Origin of the sequence: Vibrio sp. 11986-1-5 (assembly GCF_963878025.1) — a bacterium.
In the GTDB taxonomy this organism is placed as follows: domain Bacteria; phylum Pseudomonadota; class Gammaproteobacteria; order Enterobacterales; family Vibrionaceae; genus Vibrio; species Vibrio injensis.
The window spans coordinates 342,347-369,306 of record NZ_CAWNVW010000022.1; the positions used below are offsets into that span (position 1 = coordinate 342,347).

Annotated in this window: 23 protein-coding genes; 7 read left to right on the forward strand and 16 right to left on the reverse strand. The window is 44.6% G+C overall.

Annotated features, from left to right (window positions below; translation table 11 throughout):
* Positions 1–29: 29 nt before the first annotated feature.
* From AACS00_RS07420 to AACS00_RS07435, 4 genes are all read right to left on the reverse strand, one after another.
* Positions 30–665, reverse strand: coding sequence for a LysE family translocator (locus AACS00_RS07420; protein WP_110166973.1), 636 nt, complete (start codon positions 663–665; stop codon positions 30–32).
* Positions 666–858: 193 nt separating this feature from the next.
* On the reverse strand, positions 859–1,842 hold the full coding sequence (locus AACS00_RS07425; RefSeq protein WP_445285990.1) for an ArsA family ATPase: 984 nt from the start codon (positions 1,840–1,842) through the stop codon (positions 859–861).
* Between the two features lie 76 nt (positions 1,843–1,918).
* Complete coding sequence (locus AACS00_RS07430; RefSeq protein ID WP_072669082.1) at positions 1,919–2,191, reverse strand: cory-CC-star protein; 273 nt, start codon at positions 2,189–2,191, stop codon at positions 1,919–1,921.
* Complete coding sequence (locus AACS00_RS07435) at positions 2,178–3,863, reverse strand: carbon starvation CstA family protein (protein ID WP_110166974.1); 1,686 nt, start codon at positions 3,861–3,863, stop codon at positions 2,178–2,180. Before AACS00_RS07435 ends, AACS00_RS07430 begins: the two co-directional genes overlap by 14 nt.
* Positions 3,864–4,292: 429 nt before the next feature.
* On the opposite strand from AACS00_RS07435, the gene AACS00_RS07440 reads away from it, so the two are divergent.
* Positions 4,293–5,774: a carboxypeptidase M32 gene (locus tag AACS00_RS07440; RefSeq protein ID WP_110166975.1), complete on the forward strand. Its 1,482-nt coding sequence runs from the start codon at positions 4,293–4,295 to the stop codon at positions 5,772–5,774.
* Positions 5,775–5,855: 81 nt separating this feature from the next.
* Here the strand turns inward: AACS00_RS07440 and AACS00_RS07445 are convergent, their stop codons facing one another.
* The gene (locus tag AACS00_RS07445) at positions 5,856–6,413 is read right to left on the reverse strand and encodes a sugar O-acetyltransferase (protein ID WP_072669079.1); all 558 of its coding nucleotides are present in this window, start codon (positions 6,411–6,413) and stop codon (positions 5,856–5,858) included.
* A gap of 504 nt (positions 6,414–6,917) precedes the next feature.
* Between AACS00_RS07445 and AACS00_RS07450 the strand changes: the two genes are divergently transcribed.
* Entirely contained in the window at positions 6,918–8,237 is a 1,320-nt protein-coding gene (locus AACS00_RS07450; protein WP_110166976.1) for an alpha/beta fold hydrolase, read from the forward strand.
* Between the two features lie 87 nt (positions 8,238–8,324).
* Here the strand turns inward: AACS00_RS07450 and AACS00_RS07455 are convergent, their stop codons facing one another.
* Both AACS00_RS07455 and AACS00_RS07460 read right to left on the reverse strand, forming a co-directional pair.
* Positions 8,325–9,359: a cytosolic protein gene (locus AACS00_RS07455; protein ID WP_110166977.1), complete on the reverse strand. Its 1,035-nt coding sequence runs from the start codon at positions 9,357–9,359 to the stop codon at positions 8,325–8,327.
* A gap of 60 nt (positions 9,360–9,419) precedes the next feature.
* Positions 9,420–10,202 carry a cytosolic protein gene (locus AACS00_RS07460; RefSeq protein WP_110166978.1) on the reverse strand — a complete coding sequence of 261 codons (783 nt, stop codon included), beginning with the start codon at positions 10,200–10,202 and terminating at the stop codon, positions 9,420–9,422.
* 210 nt (positions 10,203–10,412) lie between these two features.
* On the opposite strand from AACS00_RS07460, the gene AACS00_RS07465 reads away from it, so the two are divergent.
* Positions 10,413–10,790: a hypothetical protein gene (locus AACS00_RS07465; RefSeq protein WP_072669397.1), complete on the forward strand. Its 378-nt coding sequence runs from the start codon at positions 10,413–10,415 to the stop codon at positions 10,788–10,790.
* Positions 10,791–10,841: 51 nt separating this feature from the next.
* Positions 10,842–11,525, forward strand: coding sequence for a DedA family protein (locus AACS00_RS07470; protein ID WP_181397497.1), 684 nt, complete (start codon positions 10,842–10,844; stop codon positions 11,523–11,525).
* Positions 11,526–11,612: 87 nt separating this feature from the next.
* Here AACS00_RS07470 and AACS00_RS07475 read toward each other — a convergent pair whose 3' ends face one another.
* The 6 genes from AACS00_RS07475 to AACS00_RS07500 form a co-directional block, all read right to left on the reverse strand.
* A complete protein-coding gene (locus tag AACS00_RS07475) occupies positions 11,613–13,475 on the reverse strand; it encodes a potassium transporter Kup (protein ID WP_110166979.1) in 1,863 nt (620 codons plus the stop codon).
* 258 nt (positions 13,476–13,733) lie between these two features.
* Complete coding sequence (gene prpF, locus AACS00_RS07480) at positions 13,734–14,969, reverse strand: 2-methylaconitate cis-trans isomerase PrpF (RefSeq protein ID WP_110166980.1); 1,236 nt, start codon at positions 14,967–14,969, stop codon at positions 13,734–13,736.
* Positions 14,970–14,974: 5 nt separating this feature from the next.
* On the reverse strand, positions 14,975–17,563 hold the full coding sequence (acnD, locus tag AACS00_RS07485) for a Fe/S-dependent 2-methylisocitrate dehydratase AcnD (protein ID WP_110166981.1): 2,589 nt from the start codon (positions 17,561–17,563) through the stop codon (positions 14,975–14,977).
* Positions 17,564–17,614: 51 nt separating this feature from the next.
* A complete protein-coding gene (gene prpC / locus AACS00_RS07490) occupies positions 17,615–18,739 on the reverse strand; it encodes a bifunctional 2-methylcitrate synthase/citrate synthase (protein WP_110166982.1) in 1,125 nt (374 codons plus the stop codon).
* Positions 18,740–18,854: 115 nt separating this feature from the next.
* The gene (gene prpB, locus AACS00_RS07495) at positions 18,855–19,754 is read right to left on the reverse strand and encodes a methylisocitrate lyase (RefSeq protein WP_110166983.1); all 900 of its coding nucleotides are present in this window, start codon (positions 19,752–19,754) and stop codon (positions 18,855–18,857) included.
* Complete coding sequence (locus AACS00_RS07500; protein ID WP_072669404.1) at positions 19,751–20,446, reverse strand: GntR family transcriptional regulator; 696 nt, start codon at positions 20,444–20,446, stop codon at positions 19,751–19,753. Before AACS00_RS07500 ends, prpB begins: the two co-directional genes overlap by 4 nt.
* A gap of 414 nt (positions 20,447–20,860) precedes the next feature.
* Between AACS00_RS07500 and AACS00_RS07505 the strand changes: the two genes are divergently transcribed.
* Positions 20,861–21,319, forward strand: coding sequence for a NifB/NifX family molybdenum-iron cluster-binding protein (locus tag AACS00_RS07505; protein ID WP_110166984.1), 459 nt, complete (start codon positions 20,861–20,863; stop codon positions 21,317–21,319).
* Positions 21,320–21,349: 30 nt separating this feature from the next.
* The gene (nqrM, locus tag AACS00_RS07510; RefSeq protein WP_110166985.1) at positions 21,350–21,541 is read left to right on the forward strand and encodes a (Na+)-NQR maturation NqrM; all 192 of its coding nucleotides are present in this window, start codon (positions 21,350–21,352) and stop codon (positions 21,539–21,541) included.
* 62 nt (positions 21,542–21,603) lie between these two features.
* Here nqrM and AACS00_RS07515 read toward each other — a convergent pair whose 3' ends face one another.
* Genes AACS00_RS07515 through AACS00_RS07525 form a run of 3 tightly spaced genes read right to left on the reverse strand, consistent with a single transcriptional unit; the run spans position 21,604 to position 24,835 of the window.
* On the reverse strand, positions 21,604–22,077 hold the full coding sequence (locus tag AACS00_RS07515; protein WP_110166986.1) for a response regulator: 474 nt from the start codon (positions 22,075–22,077) through the stop codon (positions 21,604–21,606).
* Positions 22,064–23,386, reverse strand: coding sequence for an ATP-binding protein (locus AACS00_RS07520; protein WP_110166987.1), 1,323 nt, complete (start codon positions 23,384–23,386; stop codon positions 22,064–22,066). Before AACS00_RS07520 ends, AACS00_RS07515 begins: the two co-directional genes overlap by 14 nt.
* 30 nt (positions 23,387–23,416) lie before the next feature.
* The gene (locus AACS00_RS07525; RefSeq protein ID WP_181397515.1) at positions 23,417–24,835 is read right to left on the reverse strand and encodes an SLC13 family permease; all 1,419 of its coding nucleotides are present in this window, start codon (positions 24,833–24,835) and stop codon (positions 23,417–23,419) included.
* Between the two features lie 471 nt (positions 24,836–25,306).
* Between AACS00_RS07525 and AACS00_RS07530 the strand changes: the two genes are divergently transcribed.
* Entirely contained in the window at positions 25,307–26,938 is a 1,632-nt protein-coding gene (locus AACS00_RS07530) for a methyl-accepting chemotaxis protein (RefSeq protein ID WP_110166989.1), read from the forward strand.
* Positions 26,939–26,960 lie beyond the last annotated feature (22 nt).

The window sequence follows — 26,960 nt, forward strand, 5'->3', positions numbered from 1 at the left end:
CAAGCCCTTTTCTGTTCGTAAATTGATGGCTATTCAATGTCATCCGTCATTAATTTGAAGCCTAATCCAACCAAAACCACCCCGGTCGTCCCCTCCATCCAACGCATAAACGAGCTGTTTTTAAGCAGGTTTTTAGCGCTACTTAACGTACCAGCTAAACCGCATTGCCACAGCATAGCAATCATAAAGTGAATGGCTGCCATCAATAACGATTGCAACAAAGGCGAATGCTCAGGGTTAATAAATTGCGGCAAAAAAGCCAAGTAAAACACCGCCGTTTTCGGGTTTAATACGTTAGAAAGAAAACCTTCACGTAGTGAACGACGAACATTTAACTGTGCATGTTGCAAAGTCACAATGTCAACACCACTCGGTGATTTTGCTAAAGCACGCAAACTCGACAACCCCAGCCAGATCAAATAAGCCGCACCAACCATTTTCATCAATTGAAATAACTCGGCAGATTGAGTCAGAATCGCCGAAATGCCTATCGCGGAAAACGTAGCGTGAACGAATAAACCGACGCAGATCCCCAAACTGGTCACGCAACCATCCGCCATCCCCGCTCGCGAGGTATTACGGATAACTAACGCGGTATCTAAACCCGGCGTTAAGGTTAAAATGGTTATCGCAATTAAAAACGCTTCAAAATTCTGAATATACATAATCTCTCACACAAGTCATCAACAGCAAAGTGCGTAGAGACAGTGAGCCAGTGATGAACATCACCGATACTCTGCCTTCCCTAGCCATCATTGTGATGCTGAATAGCTGAACGATTCAGATCACAAAATCGTTATACCTGAGAGTGAATCACTTGTCTGTAATATTTTTTTACTTTTTACGCACTTTAGGGATTTAAAAACCGGCTTCACTAAAACGCTCACTCAAGGCAAGTAACTGCTCAACCCCTTGTATATCAGTAGCTTGTAAAGGAATCGGATAACGATTGAGATGAGCAAACTGGCGATTAATCTCTTGTAAATGCTGTTTTTCTTGCTCTCGGCGCTGAGCTAAGAAAGTGCCATCGGCTTCGATGGGTAAAATACGATTAATAACGATACCTGCCACCGGTAGTTTTTCCTCACTAAGTGCTTGTACGGCACGCACGGTTTCTAATATTGGCAGTTTTTCTGGCGTCAGCACAAATAGAATCGAAGTCATGCTGCTATCGAGAAACGTCTCACGTGTACGCTGTAATAAACGTTGGCGATTGAGTAAAATTTCCGCAATCGCCTTATGTCGCTCATCAAGACCATTGGTGGCATGCTCTTCTGGGCTGACCAAAGGGTTAGCAATATCTTTGCCTGCTCTCGGTGTTAAGTGATCAAGCACCTTGCCAAATTTATCCGATTGTTGATTACTCTTGAGCAGCCCTTGTGTCCAAGCCGCCATCGCTTCCGGTAAAGCCAGTAAACGCAAAGTGTGGCCGGTGGGCGCGGTATCAAAAATCACCAAATCATAGTGCTGCAAGCCATGCTCTAATGTACGAGCTATGCATTCCAATAACGCCGCTTCTTGCGCTCCAGGCGATTGACCCGTTAAACGAATTTGCCGTTCAACAGCCCCATACAACTCGGGGCGGGTAAAACGCTTTAACTGACTGATCACCTGCTCAAGGTGACGAACCACCTCTTCATCGGGATCAATTTCTAACCCATCGACATTGGGAGCTATACGAGTGATTTTATCGCCAATGGGGCGATCAAAAGCATCGGCTAAGCTGTGCGCAGGATCAGTTGAGACGACTAAGACTTTGCGCCCTCTTTCTGCCGCAAGTAACGCTAAGGTCGCAGAGGTAGTGGTTTTTCCTACTCCACCTTTACCACCCACTAAGATCACCCGTTGAGTGTTGAGTAATAACGACACAACTCTTTCCTCTCGATTAAATATCTGTGATTGCATGATGGCCTAGAACTCAGCAACAACGAAACTGATCTAAGGGCGAATGAGGCATGCCCATACGCAGATGCCAATCATGAAAACGCTCCATTAATAACGGTTGTAATTCAAGTGTGTAATAACTGGCGGGATTAGGCACGCCCATCATTTCCGAGAAAATCAACAACATAAACAAATCGTCTTGCTCGCGCTTAGCGCGAGCAATAGCCGAACGATACGGCGCATTATAAATTTCTTCTGCGTAATGATTAGCGAGCTTAAAACAAGCACGGATCTTACTCAGTTTCATTTACCGTCGCCTCTTTCTTACTTTTAATCAATTTGTTCAAAGCAGAAGCGCACTCTAAGGTAATCAAGATTGCGGCAATCAGTACGATAATATCGAGTGTGAACAAGAACCAATCTTGCTTATCGTAAAAGCTTTTCAACTGAATCAATAAACCTAAGGTAGTCATGATCAATAAAAAAACTAAAGGAACTAAGGTGTAGTACATCGGACGTCCTAAACGCACCAACATCACGGTAATCACCAGTAGTGTTAAACCAGCCAATAACTGGTTAGTGGTGCCAAATAACGGCCAAATCAGTAGACCACCAGAGCCGTCACCACCAGCACCAAAGGCGAGTAACACACATGAACCGACGGCGAGCAAGGTTGCTGGCAGGGCTTTTTGCATCCAACTTATGTTATAAATGTTGCCCCATTCTTGGAAAATATAGCGCTGCAGACGTAGGCCAGTATCCATGGTCGTGCCAGCAAACAAAACCACCATCACAGTTAATAATGTTTGTGACAGCGTGGTATCTAATCCCAAACCTTGCTGTAAGATATTGGCTCCGCCATTAATAAACGCGCCCACGCCACCTTGACCAAAGCCATGATAAACCGCTTGCCAATCAGCTAAAGTCGCAAAACCTGCGGTGGCCGCAATGATCGCCGCTAACGCTAAAGAACCTTCACCAATCGCGCCAAAGTAACCAACAAAACGGACATCCGGTTCTTTATCTAACTGTTTCGACGTGGTACCACTCGCCACTAGACCGTGGAAACCAGAAATCGCGCCACAAGCAATGGTCACAAACAGCAATGGGATCAGTGATGGCGTCCCCTCTGGTAAATTGGTGTTAAACGCTGGAGCCACCACATCAGGACCGGCGAATAAAACCGCCCCGTAAACTAAAAACAAACCGATGAATAATTGAATACCGTTAATATAATCCCTTGGCTGCAGTAGCATCCAAACCGGTAATAAAGAAGCGATAGCTGCATAGGCAAACAGAATGATGATCCAGCTCTGTGTAGGATTCAAACCCATCAAAGTATCGGGCAAAGAAAGTGGCATCATAGGGCCAACATAAATCATTGCATATAGAGCAATAACTCCTAGTAGTGAGACCATCGCAAGCCCGATATAACGACGATAAATCAACTGACCAATCACCAACGCAACCAAAATGGCTCCCCACACAGGGATAGTCGCACTGGGAAAGCTGATTAACTGACGGGCAATGACCACTGCGAATACCGCATTGACCATCAGCAGTACAAGGAAGATAACGATCATAAACAGACTGCGTGCACGAGGACCGATAATATCGCCAGTTAACGCACCGACCGATTTTGCTTTATTACGGTTACTGGCCCAAATCGCTCCCGCATCGTGTACCCCAGCAAAGAAAATCGTGCCAAAAACGACCCAGATAAAGGCTGGAACCCAGCCCCAAATCACGGCAATGGCAGGACCAATAATCGGTGCAGCCCCAGCAATAGACGTAAAATGATGCCCCCATAAGACGTATTTATTGGTTGGTACATAATCGATACCATCATTCATTTCATGGACGGGGGTTCGAAAATGCGGGTCGACTTTAAAAATTTTTTCACAAATAAATTTCGAATAAAAAATGTAACCCAGCGCCATGGCACCTAAGCCCATCAGCATCAGGAATATTGCATTCATGTCTACCTCCACTGTAGCGTTCATTATTGTTATATACGAAAAGATAGTAATACCTTTACATTCACCTCAGAAATAAAAACACAACAAATTTGAACATCTTCGCAACCTATTTGTACTATTAGTGAGCCACTTCTCAGTTAATTTTTTCTCGTTGACATTAAGCTCTTCCATATAACCTACACAGAACTGGCTAAGGAAAATAATAGATAACGTCTGCAAATCAAGACTTCAGACAGAAGACAGTGACGGATCATCAACTAGGGATAGAAATTTAGCGCGTATCAGACTCATTAATTGAGCTTAAACAAGAACGATTAGCCAGCACAGTCAGAATCCCCTATTCTATAGACTCTGTTTTCTAGCACTGCAAATCAAGGCTCCACGTATTCTCCGTCGTGAGCCAAAGCATCATCGAATAAGGAAATCAACATGGCTTTTACCGCTCTGATTGAACATTTTAAAAAAATTGCCCATTTTCAACATCTCAGCTCGATTTGTGGCTGGGATCAAGCTGCGGTTATGCCCGCGGGCGGAGCTCAAGCTCGCTCCGAAGCGATGGCACAATTATCCGTTCATATTCATCAGTTACTGACCGAGCCGCAACTGGCCGAGTGGTTCGATCGCAGCCAAGAACAACTCCAAACCGCAGAGCAAAAAGCCACTTGGCGAGAAATGCATCGTCAATGGCAACTGGCCAATGCACTACCAGAATCTTTGGTTAAAGCGCAATCCCTAGCAGGCTCGCAGTGTGAGCACGCTTGGCGCAGTCAACGTAAAAATAACGACTGGACTGGTTTTGAAAAAAATTGGGCCGAAGTGGTCAAACTGTCTCAAGAAGAAGCGCAAATTCGAGCAGATATCACCGGCTTAAGCCGCTACGATGCCATGCTTGATCTCTATGAACCGGGAACCAATAGCCAAGCGCTGGATAAGGTCTTTACCGATGTAAAAAGCTGGTTACCAAGCTTAATTGAGCAAGTCTTAGAAAAACAGCGCAGTGAGCAAGTCATTCTCCCTAAAGCCCATTACCCAGCCAGTGAACAAAAAAAACTTGGCTTAGAGGTCATGAAACTGCTGCAATTTGATTTTAACCATGGCCGATTAGATCAAAGCACACATCCATTCTGCGGCGGCGTACCGAGTGATGTACGGATCACCACCCGCTATAATGAAGCCGAGTTTACTCAATCGTTAATGGGTATTGTCCATGAAACCGGCCATGCGCGTTATGAGCAAGGCTTACCCAAAGCCTTTGCGGGCAATCCGGTTGGTCACGCTCGCTCAATGGGCATTCACGAATCTCAATCGCTATTTTTTGAAATGCAGTTGGGCCGTAGCGCGCCATTTATTGAGCATTTAGCCACTCTAGCTCAGCAACATTTCTCCGCTAATGAAAGTGCCGTGTTCGCCGCCGACAACTTCCAAAAACTCTACACCCGTGTGGAAAAAGGCTTCATTCGCGTTGATGCTGATGAGCTGACTTACCCAGCTCACGTTATCTTACGTTATGAGATTGAACGTGATCTAATGAACGGCCACATCAAGCACACGGATGTACCAGAGTTATGGAATGAAAAAATGGGCGACTATCTTGGCCTTTCCACCGTTGGCAACTATCAAAATGGGTGTATGCAAGATATTCACTGGACAGACGGCAGCTTTGGCTACTTCCCTTCTTATACGCTTGGCGCTATGTATGCCGCGCAATTTATGGCGACGATGAAACAAGGTGTTGATGTAGAAGCAGCGATTGCTCGTAAAGATCTTAGCCCGATCTTTACTTGGTTGAGTGACAATATCTGGAGTCAAGGTAGCCTACTGACGACTGACGAATTAGTGACACAAGCCACAGGCGAGGTACTTAACCCAATACACTTCAAGGCGCATTTAGTGTCGCGTTATTTGGGTTAATCAATCAACGTAGCTAACACCGCTGTCGCTTACGATAGGAAAAAGACAGATCCAAACGGGAGACTTTTCGTCTCCCTATTTTTATTGTTCAACTTGCTTTAATGTCTTGATCCATTTAGCTGGGACACCACCAACCAAAGTATCAGGAGCAACATCCTTGGTGACAACAGCTCCCGCTGCTACCACTGAACGAGCGCCAATCGTCACGCCTTGGCAAATAACAACATTTCCTCCAATCCAAACATCATCTTCAATGACAATTGGCGCGCACTGAAAAGTCCAACCACGCCGCTGCTGGTAATCGAGCGAATGGGTCGGCGTATAAAATTGGCTATTAGGACCAATTAAAACGTTATTACCAATCGTGATCGGTGCATTATCCAACATCGTCACTCCCATATTGATGTAAGTCTCGCTGCCAATGGAAATGGTTTTCCCGTACTCACAAAAGAACGGCGGGCAAACCACCGTATTATCACCGATCTGCTTGAATAATTTCTCAAGATAGGGCCGAGCCGCAGCAAACTGACGAGAATTTATCTCTTTAAGTAGATCAAAAGCTTGGTTTCTTAGTATCGCAAATTCCGGACTATCTGAATCATGCTCTAAACCTAAGGTCATTTTTTCAAATTCATTCATAAGGCAAGGATTCTCTTTATCAAATCAACTATCTCGGTATAAACGGATCATAAAATCAATTCAAGGAAGTCACCCACACTCTACAGATTGATGACTAAACTCTGACTCGATTGATCATCAGATAAAAATCGCAAAACAAAAAATCAATTGCATTTTGCAAAGCAAACTATGAAACAAAACGATATTAAACTCAAATAAACACCGATTTTATGAGCATTACCCCACATAAAAAGTTGGCACGCTAAATGCCTTATATAGATTGATCCTTTTAAGCCGAGGATCACCTAGCCAACTGACGTTGTTAGTGAATAGATTTTGTTCACATTTTTAGCCAGCCGCCTCTTGCGACTGGCTTTTTTATTTTCTGCATGATTAAGATCAGATTGACTGACACAGATGCTTTGAACCGAGCAGAAAACTGCTATAACCTTGCTGATTACTTTAGTGAATCATAATAAGTGACAATGTCACCAAGCAAATAACCATCATCAACAAGGAATCGTGATGCAGCAAGATCTGACTGCTTTTATTGACAATGGCGTGCAATACACTCCACACTCCTTTACCCTGCCCTTAAACTACAACGACCCGGATTCAAGCACGATTTCGGTTTTTGCGCGGGCGATTCGTTTAGTCCCTGATGGCGAGCAACAAAAACCTTGGCTGGTGTATTTTCAAGGTGGGCCTGGCTTCCCTGCACCGCGCCCTAATGGTTTATCTGGCTGGTTAAAACGCGCGCTGCAAGATTATCAAGTATTGCTTCTTGATCAGCGTGGCACGGGTAATAGCTCGGTGATCTCCCACCAAACCTTATCCACCATGAACCCAGCTCAACAAGCCGATTATTTATGTCATTTCCGTGCTGATAATATCGTGCGCGACGCAGAAGCCATCCGTGAAGCGCTCGGAGTGAAGCAATGGGTGATTTTAGGGCAAAGCTTCGGTGGTTTTTGCTCGCTCACTTATTTATCTCTCTATCCAGAGAGCTTAACACGCGCCTACATTACCGGTGGCGTGCCCTCGCTTACCGCCCATGCTGATGAGGTGTACCGCGCAACGTTTGCTCGTACTTTGGAGAAAAACCACGCCTTTTTTGCTCAGTTCCCTCAAGCGCAAACCTTATGTCAGCGTATTGCCAATCATCTGCTTAACCATCGAGTTCACTTACCCAATGGTCAACTATTTACCGTTGAGCAGTTTCAACAAATCGGCATCAATTTGGGTATGAGTGACAGTTTTCTGCCCACCTATTACTTACTGGAAAATGCCTTGATCTCGGTGGATGGGCAAGAGACCCTAAGCTACGAGTTTCTCAATCAGATGCTCATGCAACAAGCGTTTCAAACTAACCCTATTTACGCCATTTTGCATGAGTCGATTTACTGTCAGCACAGCGCTTCAAATTGGTCCGCGCAACGCATTCGCCAAGAGTATCAAGTCTTTGATTACCAGCCGAATCAAACCTTCTTATTTACTGGTGAAATGGTTTTCCCTTGGATGTTCGAACAATACGCCTGCTTAAAACCACTGCAAGCGGCAGCAGAGCAATTGGCCGTCAAAAGCGATTGGCCTGCACTGTATCATCCGCAAGTGCTGGCGCAAAATAAAGTTCCGGTCACTTGCGCGGTTTACGCTGATGACATGTTTGTTGACATGGGTATTAGCCTCGCAACCCTGAAGCAAATAGCAAATTCAACCGCGTGGATCACCAATGAGTATGAGCACAACGGACTTCGCACCGATGGCGAGCGAATTTTAGATAAGTTAATCACCATGGGTGACCAAATCGCTGCAAATATTAACGCTCAAAAACAAATGGCTTAATGGCGGTTCAAGCTTGCAGTTAACTTTCGTGACATCCAGATCATAAAAAGCGCCGTTGGCGCTTTTTTCTGTCAACTAAACCAGCATTTAGCAAAGCAGTTGCTGCAATTTATATTCAACCATAGGATCGCCGGGCACGATTTGTTGCGCAAGCTCCAATAGCTGTACAGCATCTTGTGGGTTTTCATCCTGATGCTTGACGGCAATATCCAGCAAAGGCTGAATATCAATACTCGTTTGATGTTCCTTAATATGCGCTTTCTTCTCAGCCATCAATACATGATGCGCGGTACTCAGCAACCCTAAACGATGCCTAGAATTTGCATTAGCTTTATTCAGGCACTGATAGTAATCCTCTTTAAAGCGCAAAGCCCTGGTTTGATGTCGAAACTGCGCAATATCAATATGTTGATTCTGAATAAAATCCACCGCCACTTGCTTGTAAAAGCCAAATTGATTCAGATAATTAGCATGAGTTCCGTGTCCCATACCAAATACCCTTAAGTGAGTTAATTGAGCGTAACGTTTCGCATGCAGTCGGTCGATCTGATTCGTCGGGTCGTAAATGATGTACCCCTTCGCATCCCCTAAATCAAGATCGTGATAATCACCTTGCCAATCATATTGCTGCGCCAGATGAGTGCTTGATCGGTCATCCCAAGGGACAATCTGTTGGTTTTTAGTGCTCACCGGATAAAAAAGCAAAACTTGATTTAGCTTTAATAAATTGGCGAACGCGCCCACCGCAAATCCACCACGACTCAATCCATAGCCTAGTCGAGACTGAAATGGACTCAACAACGTGGACAATTGCTCTAAAAAGAAAATTAAGTTGCGACTACGAAACCAATTACTTTTCCCTAAATGCTGAAAAGCAATAATGTTAACTCCTTGCTTTTGCGCAAGGCGATAGCCCCAAGGCGAAAAATTCGAATCTAAGTCTTGTTCCTGTAAATTCGTCCCTGCTGGTGAGAAGGTAAATAACAAGGGTTTATTTAAATCAACAAATTGATATTTCACAAAAATGTCGTCAAGTAAATCCTCACCAGACATAGGTAACTTGGCCTGCTGTTCGTCTTTGGAAAGAGACGCCCATTCATCCAGCCAATACAGTAACTTCATTTATCCTCCATCTAAATTGCATTACGCAATTGTGTTTAAAAATACCGTGTGTTTCCCCGCTTATTCGGGCTCTTTCCTCTCTAAAAACCATTGCTGAGCTTGTTTATGGCAATCATCAACATCTATCTTTTGTTCGTTGATAAATTGCTCAGCAATAGAGTTATAAAAACTTAACTTTTCAGTATCATCTGAACGAATACCATGTTCCATTCCTGAAATTGGCACATGAACTAACTCTGGATAACGTTGGGCATGCAGGGTATCAATAGAGTCGGTAGGATCGTAAATAATATAGCCTTGGGCATCACCTAGGTCTTTATCGTGGTATTTCCCCTGCCAATCAAATTTTTGGGCCGCCTCGGTACTAGCGCGTGTATCCCACGGCACCTGATGCTTATTTTTGGTGCTCACAGGGTAAAACAGCAGCACATGATTAAGCTGCAGTAAATTTGCAAACGCCCCAATCGCAAATCCACCCCTGCTTAAGCCATAACCTAAGCGCTGGGGAAATGGCGAAATTAAAGGAGCAAGTTGCTCAAGGAAATCAATTAAACTCGGACTACGAAACCAGTTCGTCATTCCTAGGTGCTGAAAAGCAATCACATTAACCTGTTGCTGCTGAGCGAAATCATAACCCCAAGGGACATAATCAGCATGCAACTCTTGCTGACGTACATTACTGCCCGAAGGTGAAAATAGAAATAGCAACGGCTGGTCAAGATCCACCAACTGGTAACGTATAAATACATCATCAATCAGGTTCGAGCCTGTTAACGGTAATCTAGCTTGTAACGCTGGGCGAGAAAGCGATAAAGCTTCATTGAGCCAATACAGTAACTTCATTACTTCCCCGAAGAAAAATTAAACCGCGCACTTTAACAAAAATTCAATGGAAATGATAGGTTAAGGGATGATAGTTTGTTTAGATAGTTGAGTACGCCAACCTCGATGAATGAATTAGGGTTATCTCTTGCTCGACGGTTAAAAACACTTTACAGATATGGCTGACACGCCGCATACTCTGGGTAATTTCAAGTTATCCATAATCGTCTTATGATCCAGTCTGCTCTGTTTGCATTGTTTATCGCTCTGGTCAGTTTTCCAAACTGGCTTGATTTAAATGCTATTCAAGAGAAACCACTAGCAGCCCCTACCTTGATTCATCAACATGTGGCTAGCGAACAAGCGCATCCAGAACAATATTCACTCGCCATAGTCGTACGCAGTGAACCCAATCGCACAACACCCATTCGCTTAATCTCTGATGATAATGACGATATCGCGCTAAAGAAAGACACTCCCTTTTATCTTGCCCTTGCGCTGAGTGTCGCGGCGATCATATTGTGGTTTTACTTTAGTCAATCCACGCTGTTTTTTATCCGCAAAGCGCTGCAATTTTCTAATCTCTATTCACGTTTTGCCCACGCTTAACTTTTTTCAATCAAACAACTCGTTATTATTTTTTGATTGAGGAAAGATATTGTGAATACGCTATTGTCTATTTTTTCTGCCTTATGGCATCAAGATCTGATTGCACTACAGCACATCGATCTTTCGTTATTGTATCTCTGCATCGGGTTACTGATTTTTGTTGAGAGTGCTTTCCTGCCTGCTGCGCCTCTACCGTGTGATAGCATCGTTATCTTGTGTGGTAGCCTTGCTGCTGTCGGCATTTTGAATTTATACGCCGTGATTGGCGTGCTGATCATCGCAGGATGGTTAGGAGGAGCAATGGCATTTTACCAAGGTCATCAATTGAAAGAATGGCGTATGGTGGCTTCTTGGTTAGAGAAAGTTCCTGCTAAACAATGGGATACAACGGATCGTTTAATTCATAAATACGGCCTGCTGGCAATGTTTATGGCGCGTTTTTTACCTGTGGTGCGCTCTTTATTGCCGATGGTCATGGGACTGAGAAATGCGATATCTCCAACGCGTTTTTTACTGGTCACCCCCTTAAGTGCCATTGCATGGGTTCTTTTTTTGGTCTTTTCAGGCTATGGCGTGTCATTACTGCCTGATAACTTATCGAAAATTGCCAATCATATTTTGATTCTCGCCCCGTTGATGACGTTATTGATTGGTGTCGTAAGCCTACTTATTGGTTGGTCTGTACGCCGACGCGCTCAGCAAAAAATATCGCCGATTCATCGCGAATCAAATTAATAAGCTTTCATTCTCTATTAGCAAAAAAGGCCATGTAAACACCGTTACTTGGCCTTTTTATTTTTTTCGTAACGTAAATGACAGAGACTAAATTTCCCGATAAACGCCCATCTCTATTAATCGATCTGAGGGAATATTTAATCGCTCAGAGGTTCGTAATGCGTGCTTACTTAATAGAATAAATAGCCTAGCTTTAAAGTCATGCCATAAACCGATTTTTTGCGCTTGAATATGCTCAGCGGAGAGGAAAAAAATCGTTTCATTCGGATGGAGAAATAGCCCTTTTAAACCACAAGAGTGCATTACTTGGTCGATCTCTAGGGTTTCTTGATATCCAGTATGAATGATCACTTGCCAAAAGGTATCCGACAGTTGGGTTATCTCCGCTCGACGGCAGGGATGAACATAAGGCTGAGAGTCATTTTGAAAGGTCATCAACACATTACGCTCATGCAATACCTTATTGTATTTTAAGTTGTGGATCAGTGACCGAGGCACATGATCACTCGAACGAGAAAAATACACCGCAGTACGTTGAGTACGTTGAAAGGTTTCCCCTTCAAGTGACGAGATCATTGCGGGTAACGATAAATCACTCCCCGATTGTTCCAATAAACGCCGCTTCTGTTGCTGCCAAATGTACATAATAAGGAATACACCACCACCAAGCACGATTGGCAGCCAACCACCATGACTAAATTTCGTCGATGTTGATATCAGTAAGCCGAGATCCAAGGTAATAAAGACAGCGCCCATGGTCATCACATAACGTAATCGCCACTGCCAGTAGTAACGAGCGACAATCAGTATTAATAATGAAGAGATGGTCATGATCGCGGTCACGGCAATACCATAAGCAGCCGCTAAATTTGTTGAGGATTTAAAGCTCGCCATCACCATCATTACGGATGTGAATAATAGTAAATTCGCGGCAGGCACATAAATTTGTCCTTGAGAATGCGCTGAAGTATGGGTGATTTTTAATGGTGGGAGATAACCATAGTTCATCGCTTGGCGAGTTAATGAGAAGATGCCGGAAATCACCGCTTGAGAAGCAATAATCGCCGCTAACGTCGCTAAAATGATCAATGGCCAGAGTAACGCATGGGGTACTAAGCCATAAAAGGTTTGTCTTTCTAGGCCTTGTGTTTGAAGTAAATACGCCCCCTGCCCAAAGTAGTTCAACAGTAAACTAGGTAAAACGATAGTAAACCAAGCCCATCGAATGGGCTTAATGCCAATATGGCCCATATCAGCGTATAGCGCTTCGACACCCGTGACTGACAGTACAACAACACCTAAGATAATAAGAGTACCGATACCGTGAGTAGCTATAAAATGCCAAGCATAATAAGGATTCACTGCAGCTAAAACCTGTGGCTGCTTGACGATAGCCATCAACCCTAAAATACCCAACGTGATAAACCAGAGCAGCATAATTGGCGCAAAGAAACGGCCTATCCGCTCAGTTCCTAAAACTTGAATAGCAAATAATACGCAAATGATCACCAATGCAGCAGGCAAAACATAAGGGGCTAAACTGGCCTTAGCTACAGCGATCCCTTCAACCGCAGAAAGCACCGACATTGCTGGTGTAATTACCGCTTCACCGAAGAAGAATCCTGCCGCTAATAAGCCTAATAGTAGAACAACCGGTTTCATTGCATGTGGGCAATGCGCTTTAGCAATACTTGCTAAGGTTAAAATACCGCCTTCACCATTTTGATCGGCTTGGGTAATGAACAATAAATATTTTACCGACACGATAATAATAAAAGCCCAAAAGATTAAGGAGAGTATGCCAAAAACATTTGTTGAATTAATAACAAGGGGATGGTGACTAAAAAACACTTCTTTCAATGCATATAAAGGGCTAGTTCCAATATCACCATAAACAATACCGACAGCCAATAGAGCAAGCGAAGACGTACTTTTTTGTGATGGTTTCATTTTCCTATTGCGCTTTGAGCGCATCCTATCTGAATAGAGATCCTCCATACTAATCAGATGGATTTAAAGAAAATGTATAAAACACGATAAGAGATATATAGAAAATATAAAATTTCAGCGCCAAAGAGCATTCTGTTGCAATCAATACTCAATAAGTCAGATATCTCATGATTACTCAAGCTCCCTAAGCCAGCATAGTATCAATCGCTGAATGTAATATGAACATAGAGATAGCTCAACACTATCTCCAAAAAATGGTTAAGGCGCAGGAACCCGCACCCAACCCTGCATTAAAATTCGTGCACTGCGACTCATCACCGCTTTAGTGATTTGCCAAACGGGCTGTGTCTGTCCTTCGATAATCATTCCTTCTATCGTCGCGCCGACCGTTAAGGTACCAGAAGGATGACCAAAAGTGACTTGACTTCGTTGACCACCTCCCGCGGCTTGGTTGACGATCGTGCCAGGAACACAAGCCGCCGCGGCAATGGCAACGGCAGCGGTTCCCATCATCGCATGGTGTAATTTCCCCATTGATAGAGCGCGCACCAGGAGATCAACTTCAGCACTCTCAATCTGCTTTCCACTAGCGGTGAGATAGGCTTTCGATGGCGCTACAAAAGCAATTTTAGGCGTATGTTGACGCGCTTTAGCTTGTTCTAAATGCTCAATCAAACCCATTTTTAACGCGCCATAGGCACGGATCATTTCTAACTTAGCGAGCATTTCAAGATCGGCGTTGACCACCTCTTGCCCTTCATCGCCTTGATAACCCAGTCGGTGAGCATCAAGAAAAATGGTCGGAATCCCTGCATTAATCAACGTCACTTCAATATCACCAAGACCGGGGATAGATAAGCAGTCACGTAGATTTCCTGTCGGAAATATCGCCCCCTGCCCCTCAGCTGGATCAACAAACTCGACCTGAATTTCAGCCGCAGGAAAAGTAACACCATCGAGCTGAAAATCACCGATTTCTTGAACTTGACCGTTGACGATTGGTACGTGAATGATCAGCGTTTTTTGAATGTTGGTTTGCCATACTTTTACCGCCACCACGCCCTGTTCAGGGATACGAGCAGGGTCAATCAACCCAGCCTCTATCGCAAAAGGACCGACCGCAGCGGAAAGGTTACCGCAATTACCACTCCAATCAATCTGTGGTTGGTCGATAGCGACTTGACCAAATAAATAATCAACATCGTGATCCGCTTGCTGACTTTTTGAAATCAATGCCACTTTACTGGTACTGGAACTTCCGCCCCCCATACCATCGATCTGCTTGCCATAGGCATCAGGGCTACCGATAACCCTCAACAACAGTCTATCGCGATACTCGCCGGATGATTGTGCATCAATAGGAAGATCGGAGAGCTTAAAAAACACGCCGTTACTGGTGCCACCTCTTAAATAGGTAGCGGGAATTTTTATTTGCCGCGCTGAACCAACGGTACTATCTGAGGCAATAGAGATCTTAGAATTAATATCACTCATCGGGGCTACTCTTTCACTAAAAATTGCTGAGCAAAACGGGGCAATACGCCGCCTGCTTGATAGACATCAACTTCATCTTCCGTTTCAAGGCGACAAATCACCGGAATCGAAAAAGAAGACTCATCTCGGCGAGTGATGGTCAACGTGAGTGTGGCATTTGGCTGGATCACTCCGCGGACATCAAATAACTCGCTGCCGTCTAAATCAAGGATTAAACGGTTCATCCCTGTCATAAATTGCAGCGGTAATACCCCCATACCGACTAAATTGGTGCGATGAATGCGCTCAAAGCCTTCGGCAACGATCGCCTCAACGCCAGCTAAACGTACCCCTTTCGCCGCCCAATCACGAGAAGAGCCTTGGCCATAATCGGCACCAGCAATAATGATTAACGGCTGTTGACGTTCTAGATAGGTTTCTATTGCTTCCCATAGTCGAGTGACTCGCCCTTCTGGCTCAATCCGCGCTAGCGAGCCTTGTATCACTTCGCCGTTCTCTTTGACCATTTCATTCAATAGTTTGGGGTTAGCAAGCGTGGCGCGTTGCGCTGTTAAATGATCGCCACGATGAGTCGCATAAGAGTTAAAGTCCGCTTCGGGAACACCCATGCTGGCTAAATACTCTCCGGCGGCACTGCTCGCTAAAATCGCATTCGAGGGAGAAAGGTGATCAGTCGTGACATTGTCACCTAAAATCGCTAACGGACGCATGCCAGTTAAACTCGGCTTGCCAGCTAGCGCGCCTTGCCAATAAGGAGGGCGTCGGATGTAAGTACTGTTAGGACGCCAATCATAAAGCGGTGATGTTTGCTGAGTCGGATCCTGTAGCTGAAACATTTGAATATACACTTGCTGAAATTGCTGCGGCTTAACGCAGCTCTCGACCACGGCATCAATCTCTTCATCACTCGGCCAGATATCCGCTAAGTAAATAGGTCTCCCCTGACTGTCCACACCAAGTGCATCTCGCTCAATATCAAAACGAATACTGCCAGCAATCGCGTAAGCGACAACCAGCGGTGGTGACGCTAAAAAAGCGTGTTTGGCATGAGGATGAATTCGTCCATCAAAGTTACGATTACCAGATAATACTGCGGTGGTATAGAGATCACGGGCAAGAATTTCTCGCTCAATGGCCGGATCCAACGCACCACTCATTCCATTACAGGTTGTGCAAGCGTAGCCAACAATCCCAAAGCCTAGCGTTTCAAGCTCGGTTAATAAGTTGGCTTCTTCCAAATACAGTTTGGCCACTTTAGAACCGGGCGCAAACGAGCTTTTCACCCAAGGCTGACGTATCAAGCCACGCTGATTGGCTTTTTTAGCAAGTAATCCCGCCGCGACCAAATTACGCGGATTACTGGTGTTGGTGCATGAGGTGATCGCTGCGATGATCACCGCCCCATCAGGTAAGCCGAATTGAGTACTCTCTTGTCTTAGCGTATGGGCAATACCGCGTTCAACCAATTGTGAGGTAGGTAAACAGCGATGGGGTTGAGAAGGCCCAGCCATGGTGCGTTCGACTTGAGAGAGATCAAAAGTTAAGACTCTTTCATACTGCACATCGAGTAACGCATCAGCCCATAAGCCAGTCTGTTTCGCGTATTGCTCAACTAACGCGATTTGATCTGGCTCGCGGCCCGTGAGCTGAAGATAACGTAGAGTTTGCTGATCAATATAGAACAAACCCGCGCTAGCACCATATTCTGGTGTCATGTTGGCGATGGTGGCGCGATCGCCAATCGTCAGTTGATGAGCGCCTTCACCAAAAAATTCTAAATAGGCTGAGACCACTCGCTGCGTACGCAAAAATTCGGTTAATGCTAATACAATATCGGTCGCGGTAATTCCAGCTTGGCGCTGGCCGATAAGCTTTACCCCGACAATATCCGGTAAACGCATCATCGATGGTCGGCCGAGCATGACGGTTTCCGCTTCTAAGCCGCCAACACCAATCGCAATAACCCCAAGAGCATTAATATGAGGGGTATGGCTATCGGTCCCCACACAAGTATCAGGGAAGGCCACTCCTTGCTTCAACTGGATGACTGGCGACATTTTTTCTAAATTGATTTGATGCATAATGCCATTACCAGCGGGGATCACGCTGACATTTTTAAACGCGTGTTTGCACCATTCAATGAAATGAAAACGGTCTTCATTGCGCCGGTCTTCAATCGCACGATTTTTTGCTAAAGCATCGGCGTCAAAACCAGCGTGCTCGACCGCTAACGAATGATCAACAATCAATTGCGTTTCGACGATGGGGTTGACTTGAGCTGGATCCCCGCCTTGCTCAGCAATCGCATCACGTAGTCCCGCTAAATCAACCAAAGCGGTTTGACCTAAAATATCATGGCACACTACACGTGCGGGATACCAAGGAAAATCCTGATCTCGTTTACGCTCAATCAGTTGTGTTAATGCTGACATAAGCTGTTCACTAGGACAACAGCGCACCAGATTTTCAGCCAGTATCCGCGAGGTATAAGGTAGGCTCTGATACGCATCAGGCTTGATGGCGTTAATCGCTGCGCGAGCGTCAAAGTAATCAATCTCGGTTCCGGGTAAGGTTTGTCTAAAACGACTCTTCATGCTCTTCTCTTGATCCTCAATAATCCACCACGTTGAGTAACAGTGTCACGATTAGCCACGCTGATCTATCGGAACCCAATCTTGAGGATCGGGCCCAATATAGTCCGCGCTTGGACGAATAATTCGATTATTAGCCCGCTGCTCAAACACATGTGCAGCCCACCCAGTTAAACGGCTCAGCACAAAAATCGGGGTAAAGAGTTTGGTCGGAATACCCATAAAGTGATAGGCCGAAGCGTGGAAAAAATCGGCATTACAAAATAAGTTTTTTTCGCGCAGCATTACGGCTTCAACTCGTTCAGAAACCGCATAAAGATGGCTATCGCCTACCTGCTCGGATAAGCGCTTAGACCACTGTTTGATCAAGGCGTTACGTGGATCGCATTCACGGTAAATCGCATGCCCAAAGCCCATGATGGTCTGCTTCTCTGCCAGCATACGCAGCAGATGTTGCTCGGCTTCCTCTGCCGTCGTCCACGGCTCTATCATCGCCATTGCTGCTTCATTAGCTCCACCGTGTAATGGCCCTCGTAATGAACCAATCGCGGCAGTAATACAAGAATGCAGATCAGACAAGGTCGATGCGCACACGCGAGCGGTAAAAGTTGACGCATTAAACTCATGCTCAGCGTATAGAATTAATGAACAATGCATAACTTGTTTAAACAGTACACTCGGTGCACGATCACTAAGCATTGCCAAAAAATAGCCACCGATAGAGTCTTCACCATGTTGCTGGGTATCAACCCTGACTCCGTGATGACTAAAACGATACCAATAAGCAATAATGGCAGGAAATAGAGCTAACATTCGCTCGGCACTGGCTAACTGCTGGGCAAAATCTTGCTCTGGTTCGATATTGCCCAGCATCGAACAGCCAGTGCGTAAGACATCCATCGGATGAGCCGTCGCGGGGATCCGCTCTAAGACCTCGGCAAGCGCGGGAGGTAAGCTTCGTAAATCAATTAATCGCGCTTTAAAGCTGTCTAACTCACGCTGAGTCGGTAAGTGCCCAATCAATAATAAGTGCGCCACTTCTTCAAATTGAGCATGGTTGGCTAAATCGGTAATGTCATAACCGCGGTAGGTCAAACCAGTACCGGTTTTACCCACCGTACACAGTGCCGTACTGCCAGCACTTTGACCACGTAATCCTGAGGATGAGGGACAAGACATAATGATGAACTCCTTTTCGCATTAAGTTTTGTTGATTCAGTATTGGAGGTTAAAGCGACAATCCTCTTGTCGCGATAAACCACCGCACTGTACTTATCACGCCCGCATAAAAAACTTAAGATTTGTCTTTTGAAAATAGCGTATCCAACGTTTGCTCATAGGTGTGATAATCGAGATAGTGGTAAAGCTCCTGACGAGTTTGCATCTCGTCTAATAACGCCTGTTGATGCTCGTTGTTCAATAAGTGGCGGTAAACCGTTTCTGCAGCGTGGTTCATGGCGCGAAACGCACTGAGAGGATACAAGGCCATGGCAACACTAGCCTGTGCCAATTGCGCTTTGCTATACAGTGGGGTTTGGCCGAACTCAGTCATATTGGCAAGAATCGGTACGTTTTTTCCGGTTGCCGATTGTAATGCCAAAGCGAGCTGTTGATATTGTTCCAATTCCGTCATCGCTTCGGGAAACAACATATCGGCCCCCGCCTCAACATAAGCAATCGCTCTTTCAATGGCTTTGTCCATGCCCTCGTTGGCCAGTGCATCAGTACGCGCCATGATCACAAAATCACTATCATGACGAGCATCGACCGCAGCTTTGAGTCGGTCAACCATCTCTTGTTGGCTAACAATGGCTTTATTTGGACGATGGCCGCAACGTTTTTGAGCCACTTGATCTTCCAAATGAACCGCCGCCGCCCCTGCTTTTTCCATTAGCTTTATCGTCCGAGCAATCGAAAACGCGCCACCAAATCCGGTATCAATATCCACTAACAAGGGTAAATCACAAGCATTCGTGATCCTTTCGACATCAATCAGTACGTCATTTAATGCCGTAATGCCAAGATCAGGCAATCCATAGGATGCATTCGCGACGCCTGCACCGGATAGATAAATAGCCTGATGGCCGATCTGTTTAGCCATCATCGCACAATAAGCATTAATCGTACCGACAATGGGTAAAGGTTGCTGCTGGTGAAGGGCAAGCTTAAATTTAGCTCCCGGACTGATGCTCATAAACACTCCTTAGTATGATTATCGAGCTTAATTTGCTGTTCAATTAAGCGCCGGCTATAAGCAATATGTCTACGCATCAACATCTCCGCCAACTCTTCATCACGGTGACGTATCGCCTGCAGAATAAATTTATGCTCTTCAAGGGCGGCAATCGGTCGAGAATGAGAACGAGGCGATTGATATCGATACATACGCAGCAAATGGTAAAGCTCATCGCACAGCAAACGAATCAATTGTGGGTTACGACTGGCTAGAATGATTCGATAGTGAAAGTCAAAATCACCATATTGATGAAAATAGCCCGCCCCATCGACTTGTTCAATATGACGAGAATGCGTGATGAGTAATTGCTCTAAGCTAGACAATTCGTCTTCGGTAATATGACGCGCCGCTAAACGAGCCGCCATTCCTTCCAACGCTTCTCTTACGCCGTACAAATCCACCAGCTTTTCTTGACAAAGCTTAATGACTCTAGCCCCAACATGAGGAATACGCTCAATCAACCCTAAGCCTTCAATCCGCATCAGCGCTTCACGTAAAGGCCCTCGACTGACCTGAAAATGTTTAGCTAACTCAGGCTCAGAAATTTTACTTCCCGGAGCAATGTCGCCAGAGACAATCGCCTCTATCAAAAACTCGGTTAAACTTTCCGATTTAGTATGTTCTTTTTCGTTATCTGTGTGTTTATTCACTTGGCTCTTCTACCTCGCATCAGTCATTACGCTGAGCTCATCAAGCTGATGAGTGGTTAATACGAACAACCTCGACTTGCTGATACCGCTTACCATAAACAACCAATTGTCGACAATCAAGCAAAGCGGCGACAATTTAGACTAAGGTCGCACAAAAAACCATCGCAACAACAATCAAAAAACCTGATAGAACCCCCGTTAATTATAGAAAAAATTAAATGTTAGTGATTGTGGCGTTGTATTATCGAATCATCTCAACAAATATTGTCGACAATCAATAAGTCCACTCAAAGATAAACCCACGATTTCTTAGATAAAAAAACAGGCAAAATACAGAAAATAATTGGCATATGCTAATTACTGGCGCACAATATCCACTTCTCACTCTTCTCTCACTACAATAGGAATATTGATATGATCTATGCCATACCCAGCCAAGGTCAAAAACTCAGTAGCCATTTTTCCAAAGCATCCGAATTTTTATTGATTAACTCTGTGACCGAGCAGCAAAGGGTTGTTGTCACTGGACCTCATGACCCAGCTCAACGCTGCGCTCAAAAAGCGGCGCTGCTTGAGCTGTTACGGCAACATAAAGTCGAGGCTGTAATCGTAAAAAATATCGGTCAGGCGATGCTATCGACACTATTTAAGCTAGGTATCAAAGTCTTCGCCTATCCAGCTCGCCGCTCATTGGCTCAGCTTACCCTTACTGAACTTCAGGAAATCACCGATCTGGCTTACGCTCGTCCTTCGATTCATAAACACCAGAAACCCTGCCAAACAAAGCAAGGTTGTCATTCTTCGCAAGCAAGGACTAAACTCAACCCAACAACGTTAAAAAAGTTACAGCGTATTTTTACGATTCACCGCTAACCCATACGAAACACAAAAGGAGTCATAAACATGGTGTACTTGATCGCTTTTGGCGTTTTTCTATTGATGGTGCTCTTAATGAGCATTGGCGTAATGGCTCGGCGAAAACCGATTCAGGGTAGTTGTGGCGGTCTGGCAAAGGTTGAGATTGATAAAGTCTGTAACTGTAAGACACCGTGTCAAGATCACACTAAATCGACTAAAACCGACGAGCTGAAATAGCAAAAATAGTAGAAATAGCGAACTCAGCGTGAGCTAATCATCACGCTGAGTTGAGGTTAAATTTAGCGAACGCGAGTTAGCACCACGTTTTGATCCAACTCTTGATGCCATTGCGTGTAATCCAACCCTTTGTCAAAAATAAATTCTGTCACTAGTTGTCTAACACTGGCGATCAACGCTTCTGTACTCCATGGTTTATCAAAATAACGGTTGATGCCTGCGGTGTTTATCGCATTAATCGTATCAGAGTGGGTCGCTTGTCCAGTGAGTAAGACCTTTTTCGTACCGATAAAACGAGGATCTTGTGTGATCTCGCTGAGTAGTTCAATACCCGTTTTTCCTGGCATCACATGATCAGAAATAATCAGAGCAATAAACTCACCTTCAGCGTCTAATTCGTCCATCAGTTGCAATACTTCATCTGCTGATTCACAATCTTCTATCTGTAACCAACTCGCTAACGGTTGCAAGTCTTGCAACACCGCACTGAGCACTTCCCTTTGGTCATCGACACAAATAATATTAAGCTTCTCCATATCCATCCTCGACTGGTAGTTTTATCCTGAAAATCGTTTTCTCATGATTGCTTTTGACAACCGTAGTTCCGCCATAACTGGTCACAATGCGCTTAACAATCGCCAACCCTAACCCAAGACCAAACGATAATCCCTCTTTTTTGGTGGTAAAACTGGGCTGAAATATTCTCCGCCGTGTGGCTTCATCGATTTCTGGCCCATTGTTAGCAATAGTGATCAAAATGCGTTGTTTATCATATCGAGTATGGATATCTATTTCCGGATGCTCTGTTTGGAGCATAGCATCACAAGCATTTTTAATGATATTCACCCATACTTGTACCCATTCGGTCTGCGATCCCTTTAAGATTGGTAAGACTCCGGGACGCATCCGCACCGAGACTCGACGTAAATCACTTTGCAATAATGCTAACGCCCGATTTAGCGTGTCATTCAGATCCAACTGCTCATCAAAATGGATCTCGCTACGCCCCAATTGTTTGACCGATTTCACGATCCCAACCACATGTTTCGAGGCAACACGTAAATCGTGTAAATCACGCCCCATTTGCCAATAGCGAATCGCTAAATGTGGATTGGCCAGCCAATGAGCGGACAGTGTCTCCTCCGGTACTGCCCGAGCTAATTCACGAGCGAGATTTTTCGGCAATTGATAGCGCTGCGCAAAGTGTGCGCCACGTTCGCGCGCTTCACTCGACGACACTTTTTGCCCATACAACAAACCAAAATCAAAAAACTGACTGGCTTCGGGATGCACTTCATGCAACAGCTCAATAAATAAGCTTTCTAACCGTTCTGTTTTACTGCTTACTACGCCAATTGCGTTATTTAATTCATGAGAAATACCAGCGGCTAACTGACCTAAGGTCGTCATCTGTTCCGCCATATGTAACCGCTCAAGCGCTTTTTCTTTGGCGACCGCTTCTTGCATCGCGCGTCGTTGACGACGCGAAAGCTCGGCAACAATCACTGGCATAAACTGGGTACTCAGCGGACCAAACTGCTGTGGCTCAATCACTGGCGTATGTCGATCAATCCAACCGAGCTCAACATCGGTTTGCGCAATCACCGTGGAAGACGCTATCCAATGACCAGAGAAAAAACTGTGTACACCGATAAAGGCACCCGCTGAGGCCGAAAAAATCGGAATGGCTTTTCCCTCTTTTTCTCTAAATTGACCGAGTAGCTCACCCGATTTTACGTAATAGAGGCGATCGTTATAGCCATTTTGCTTAAGAATTATCGAGCCACTGGGTAAACAGATGCAGCGCTGAGCATGAGTAAAATAACGCTCAACTAATACCTGCATCTGCGGATCCATGTTTTCCAGCATCATTAATTAACCAATGTGTCCAATAAAGTGTAAAAACCAAATCATCACAAAACTCATCAACACACCAACAATACCTAGGATAACGCCAACTCGTGCCATTTGATGACTTTGTACATGACCGGTCGCATGAGCGAGAGCATTAGGCGGAGTACTGATCGGCAGTGACATCCCTAGCGAAGCTGCAAAAGTAACGACGAGAATTAGAGTTAACTCACCGCCCAATGGCGTCAGTGAGACCATAGAAGTACCCAATGCCGCCATAATTGGCATCAATAAGTTTGCTGTCGCGGTGTGCGACATAAAATTCGCCATCAATAAACATAAGAACGCCGCACCAAATAACACGACATAAGGCGAGTAATGATCAAAAGGAATGCTATTAACGACTAATTCCGCTAATCCTGTTTTATCAAGCGCTAAACCCAGTGCGATACCACCAGAGACTAACCACAACACATCCCAGGAGATTTTTTTCAAATCTTCTTTATTGATGATCCCTGTCACCGAGAACACCGCAACCGGAATTAACGCCACGGTATAAGAGTCCATGCCATGCGTCGATCCCATTAACCATAATAAAATGGTCAGTGCGAAGGTGACATAAACCACCATCGCTTTCGGTGTTTTAAGAAATTTACCTTTAATACTTAATTCAATGGTTTTTTGTTCTGCTCGATACATAAATCCAATCAGCACCCAAGCCAGCGCCATTAATACGATCACAAAAGGCACACCAAAAGCCATCCACTCACCAAACGTGATTAAGTTATCGCCGACCAAATATTTTAAAGCGATCGCGTTCGGCGGCGTTCCAATAGGCGTACCAATGCCACCTATATTAGCGGCAACCGGAATCGATAAGGCGAAAGCAATTCGGCCCGGATCCTTCGGGCCAAAAACGGCGATAACTGGCGTTAAAATCGAGAGCATCATGGCTGTGGTTGCGGTATTGGACATAAACATTGAGAAAATACCAGTGATCAACATCAAACCTAACATGACAAATTTAGGATTTTGACCGAAAGGCTTGAGTAATACCCTTGCCAAGTTGACGTCCAAACGGTACTTAGTCGCCGCCATCGCTAAGAAAAAACCGCCGAGAAACAACATAATGATCGGACTAGCAAAAGTCGCCATGATGTCACTATGTTTTAATAGCCCACCAAATTCCGCAAGATGCTGCTTATTTTTAAATAGCCACAAGCCTTTATCCGATAACATCAGTAGTTCTAAAACAATGATCACCACTGAAGTGGCATAAATCGGGATCGGTTCAAATACCCACAATAAGGCCGCTAACAGGAAAATCGCAATTACTCGCTGCTGGATAATGGTCAGCCCCTCAAAAGGAAAAGCAGAGAGGGGTAAAAGGAGGATCAATAAGGGAATCGCTAACGGGACAATGTACTTAATATAGGGGCGTATCATAGTTACTCTTCCAGAGACAATGTGCATAAAAACCACGAATAATGGCCAGATCGCTTATCCACGACCCGTTGATAACTATTGTTAGTTAATAACTGTTGTAAGTTAATAACTATTACAAATAGTTACAGTTCGAAGCCAGCATGAATTATGCCTATACCTGAAAGAAATACTTAGGGGTAGATCAACGAATATCTATTAGTTTCAATCACTAGCGCGGAAAATCAGTAAAACCTCGCCTTGATCTCATCTTCTAGGGAAAATTTTTTTAATCACCGCCTCTCCTTTTGGTGATTTATTGACTATTTTTATAACTAGCAACACAGGTAATAAAAATAGTGATAAAATACACAATTAATTGAACCAAAGTCACAGATTATGGATATTTAACAAATCATCGTTGGATAATAAGTGCACAAGGGAGTTGTGTTTGGTGCCAATCCAATCCACCCAATGTAAGGTAGCTTATTCATGTTTTTAAAAAATATGTCGATTAGCAAAAAATTAGCCAGCGGATTTGGGCTCATTGCTCTTATCAACATTTTATTTGCTTGGTTTTTACATACGGAACACCGTGAGATTAAAAATCAACTCATTAACTTTACCGAAGACACCTTCCCCGCTTTTGAAGCGGTCGATAATATTGGTGATAAACTGTCTTATTGGCGTCGCACTCAATTTGCTTCATTACTTTCTAGCGATCGCAGCGATATTACCAATCGACTCAATCAAAGCCGTCAACTGCAACAAGAAATCGAGGCGGAGTTAAAGAAATACGGGCAGGATATTTGGCCTGGTGAAGAAGAGCGCATCTTCAATCAACTGATGCGACATTGGCAAAGCTACAATCAGACCATGGTTGAATTCAATCAAGCATTAGCAGCCAACGAGCAGATTAAAGCCTTAGATATTTTAAACCGCTCCAATCAAGATTTTCGTCAAATTGAAACCGACATAAAAAAATTAGAAAGCATTCTTAGCCAAGCGATGGATGGCAATAAAGACTACATCCTTAAAGCGGTACATCGGATTGATGTGAGTTCGAGTATCATCAACATCGCGATCTTAGTTATTATGGCGCTGGTCACCTACTTTATAACGCAGATCATTTGCGGGCCATTAAAGTTAGTGGTCGCACAATCGAATGCGATTGCTAAAGGTGATTTATCACAAAAACTCAATCGACAAGCGATTGGCAATGACGAGCTTGGTGAATTGGCCGACGCCTCAATCGCCATGCAAGACAATCTTCGCCACTTAATTGAAGAGACTATTTCAGCGGTAACCCAACTAAGTAGCGCAGTAGAAGAGATGTCACAAATTTCCTCTCAAGCAGCTCAAGGCATGCAAGAGCAGCAAGATCAAATCACACAAGTCGCGACGGCGATGAATCAGATGAAGGCTGCCGTTGCCGATGTTGCCAGCAATACCGAAAGCTCGGCGCATGAAATTGATTCAACCAATAAACAAGTGCAAGAAGGCGCACGCGATAATAAATTGATGGTTAATGCGATTGGTCAGGTCGCAGAAATCATTACTCAAACGGGTCAAACGGTTTCTGAGCTTGAACAACAATCTAATCAAATCAATATGATTGTCGATGTTATTCGTGGTATTGCCGATCAAACCAACTTACTTGCACTCAATGCTGCCATTGAAGCGGCTCGCGCTGGCGAATCTGGTCGAGGCTTTGCTGTGGTGGCCGATGAGGTTAGAACCCTTGCCGGACGCACACAAGATTCAACGGGTGAAATTACCTCTATTATTGAAAAACTGCAAAACATGGCGAAACAGGCTAAGGAAGGTACCGATCGCTCGTGTGCAAGTATTGATAACTGTGTTGAACAAGGTAACCATTCACAACAACTCATGCACTCTATCGAGCAATCCATTGCTCAAGTGGCCGATATGGGGGCGCAAATTGCCAGCGCTTGTAGCCAACAAGATTCCGTTGCCGATGAATTAACGCGTAATATTGAAAATATTCACCATGCTTCTCAAGAGGTGGCTCAAGGTGCTAATCAAACCGCACAAGCGTGTACCGAATTGGCGCAACTGTCCGTATCATTACAAAACTCGATGATGCGTTTCAAACTTCAATAAAATACGCTATTCTAACAATCGT

Bases quoted from the DNA above. Each gene is read 5' to 3' on its own strand.
- AACS00_RS07420 (WP_110166973.1), bottom strand. From the start codon at position 665: ATGTATATTCAGAATTTTGAAGCGTTTTTAATTGCGATAACCATTTTA.
- AACS00_RS07455 (WP_110166977.1), bottom strand. From the start codon at position 9,359: ATGAAGTTACTGTATTGGCTGGATGAATGGGCGTCTCTTTCCAAAGAC.
- AACS00_RS07460 (WP_110166978.1), bottom strand. From the start codon at position 10,202: ATGAAGTTACTGTATTGGCTCAATGAAGCTTTATCGCTTTCTCGCCCA.
- AACS00_RS07450 (WP_110166976.1), top strand. From the start codon at position 6,918: ATGCAGCAAGATCTGACTGCTTTTATTGACAATGGCGTGCAATACACT.
- AACS00_RS07520 (WP_110166987.1), bottom strand. From the start codon at position 23,386: ATGCAGGTATTAGTTGAGCGTTATTTTACTCATGCTCAGCGCTGCATC.
- AACS00_RS07435 (WP_110166974.1), bottom strand. From the start codon at position 3,863: ATGAATGCAATATTCCTGATGCTGATGGGCTTAGGTGCCATGGCGCTG.
- prpC (WP_110166982.1), bottom strand. From the start codon at position 18,739: ATGTCTTGTCCCTCATCCTCAGGATTACGTGGTCAAAGTGCTGGCAGT.
- acnD (WP_110166981.1), bottom strand. From the start codon at position 17,563: ATGAAGAGTCGTTTTAGACAAACCTTACCCGGAACCGAGATTGATTAC.
- AACS00_RS07430 (WP_072669082.1), bottom strand. From the start codon at position 2,191: ATGAAACTGAGTAAGATCCGTGCTTGTTTTAAGCTCGCTAATCATTAC.
- AACS00_RS07440 (WP_110166975.1), top strand. From the start codon at position 4,293: ATGGCTTTTACCGCTCTGATTGAACATTTTAAAAAAATTGCCCATTTT.
- prpF (WP_110166980.1), bottom strand. From the start codon at position 14,969: ATGAGTGATATTAATTCTAAGATCTCTATTGCCTCAGATAGTACCGTT.
- AACS00_RS07515 (WP_110166986.1), bottom strand. From the start codon at position 22,077: ATGGAGAAGCTTAATATTATTTGTGTCGATGACCAAAGGGAAGTGCTC.
- nqrM (WP_110166985.1), top strand. From the start codon at position 21,350: ATGGTGTACTTGATCGCTTTTGGCGTTTTTCTATTGATGGTGCTCTTA.
- AACS00_RS07475 (WP_110166979.1), bottom strand. From the start codon at position 13,475: ATGAAACCATCACAAAAAAGTACGTCTTCGCTTGCTCTATTGGCTGTC.
- prpB (WP_110166983.1), bottom strand. From the start codon at position 19,754: ATGAGCATCAGTCCGGGAGCTAAATTTAAGCTTGCCCTTCACCAGCAG.
- AACS00_RS07530 (WP_110166989.1), top strand. From the start codon at position 25,307: ATGTTTTTAAAAAATATGTCGATTAGCAAAAAATTAGCCAGCGGATTT.
- AACS00_RS07505 (WP_110166984.1), top strand. From the start codon at position 20,861: ATGATCTATGCCATACCCAGCCAAGGTCAAAAACTCAGTAGCCATTTT.
- AACS00_RS07465 (WP_072669397.1), top strand. From the start codon at position 10,413: ATGATCCAGTCTGCTCTGTTTGCATTGTTTATCGCTCTGGTCAGTTTT.
- AACS00_RS07445 (WP_072669079.1), bottom strand. From the start codon at position 6,413: ATGAATGAATTTGAAAAAATGACCTTAGGTTTAGAGCATGATTCAGAT.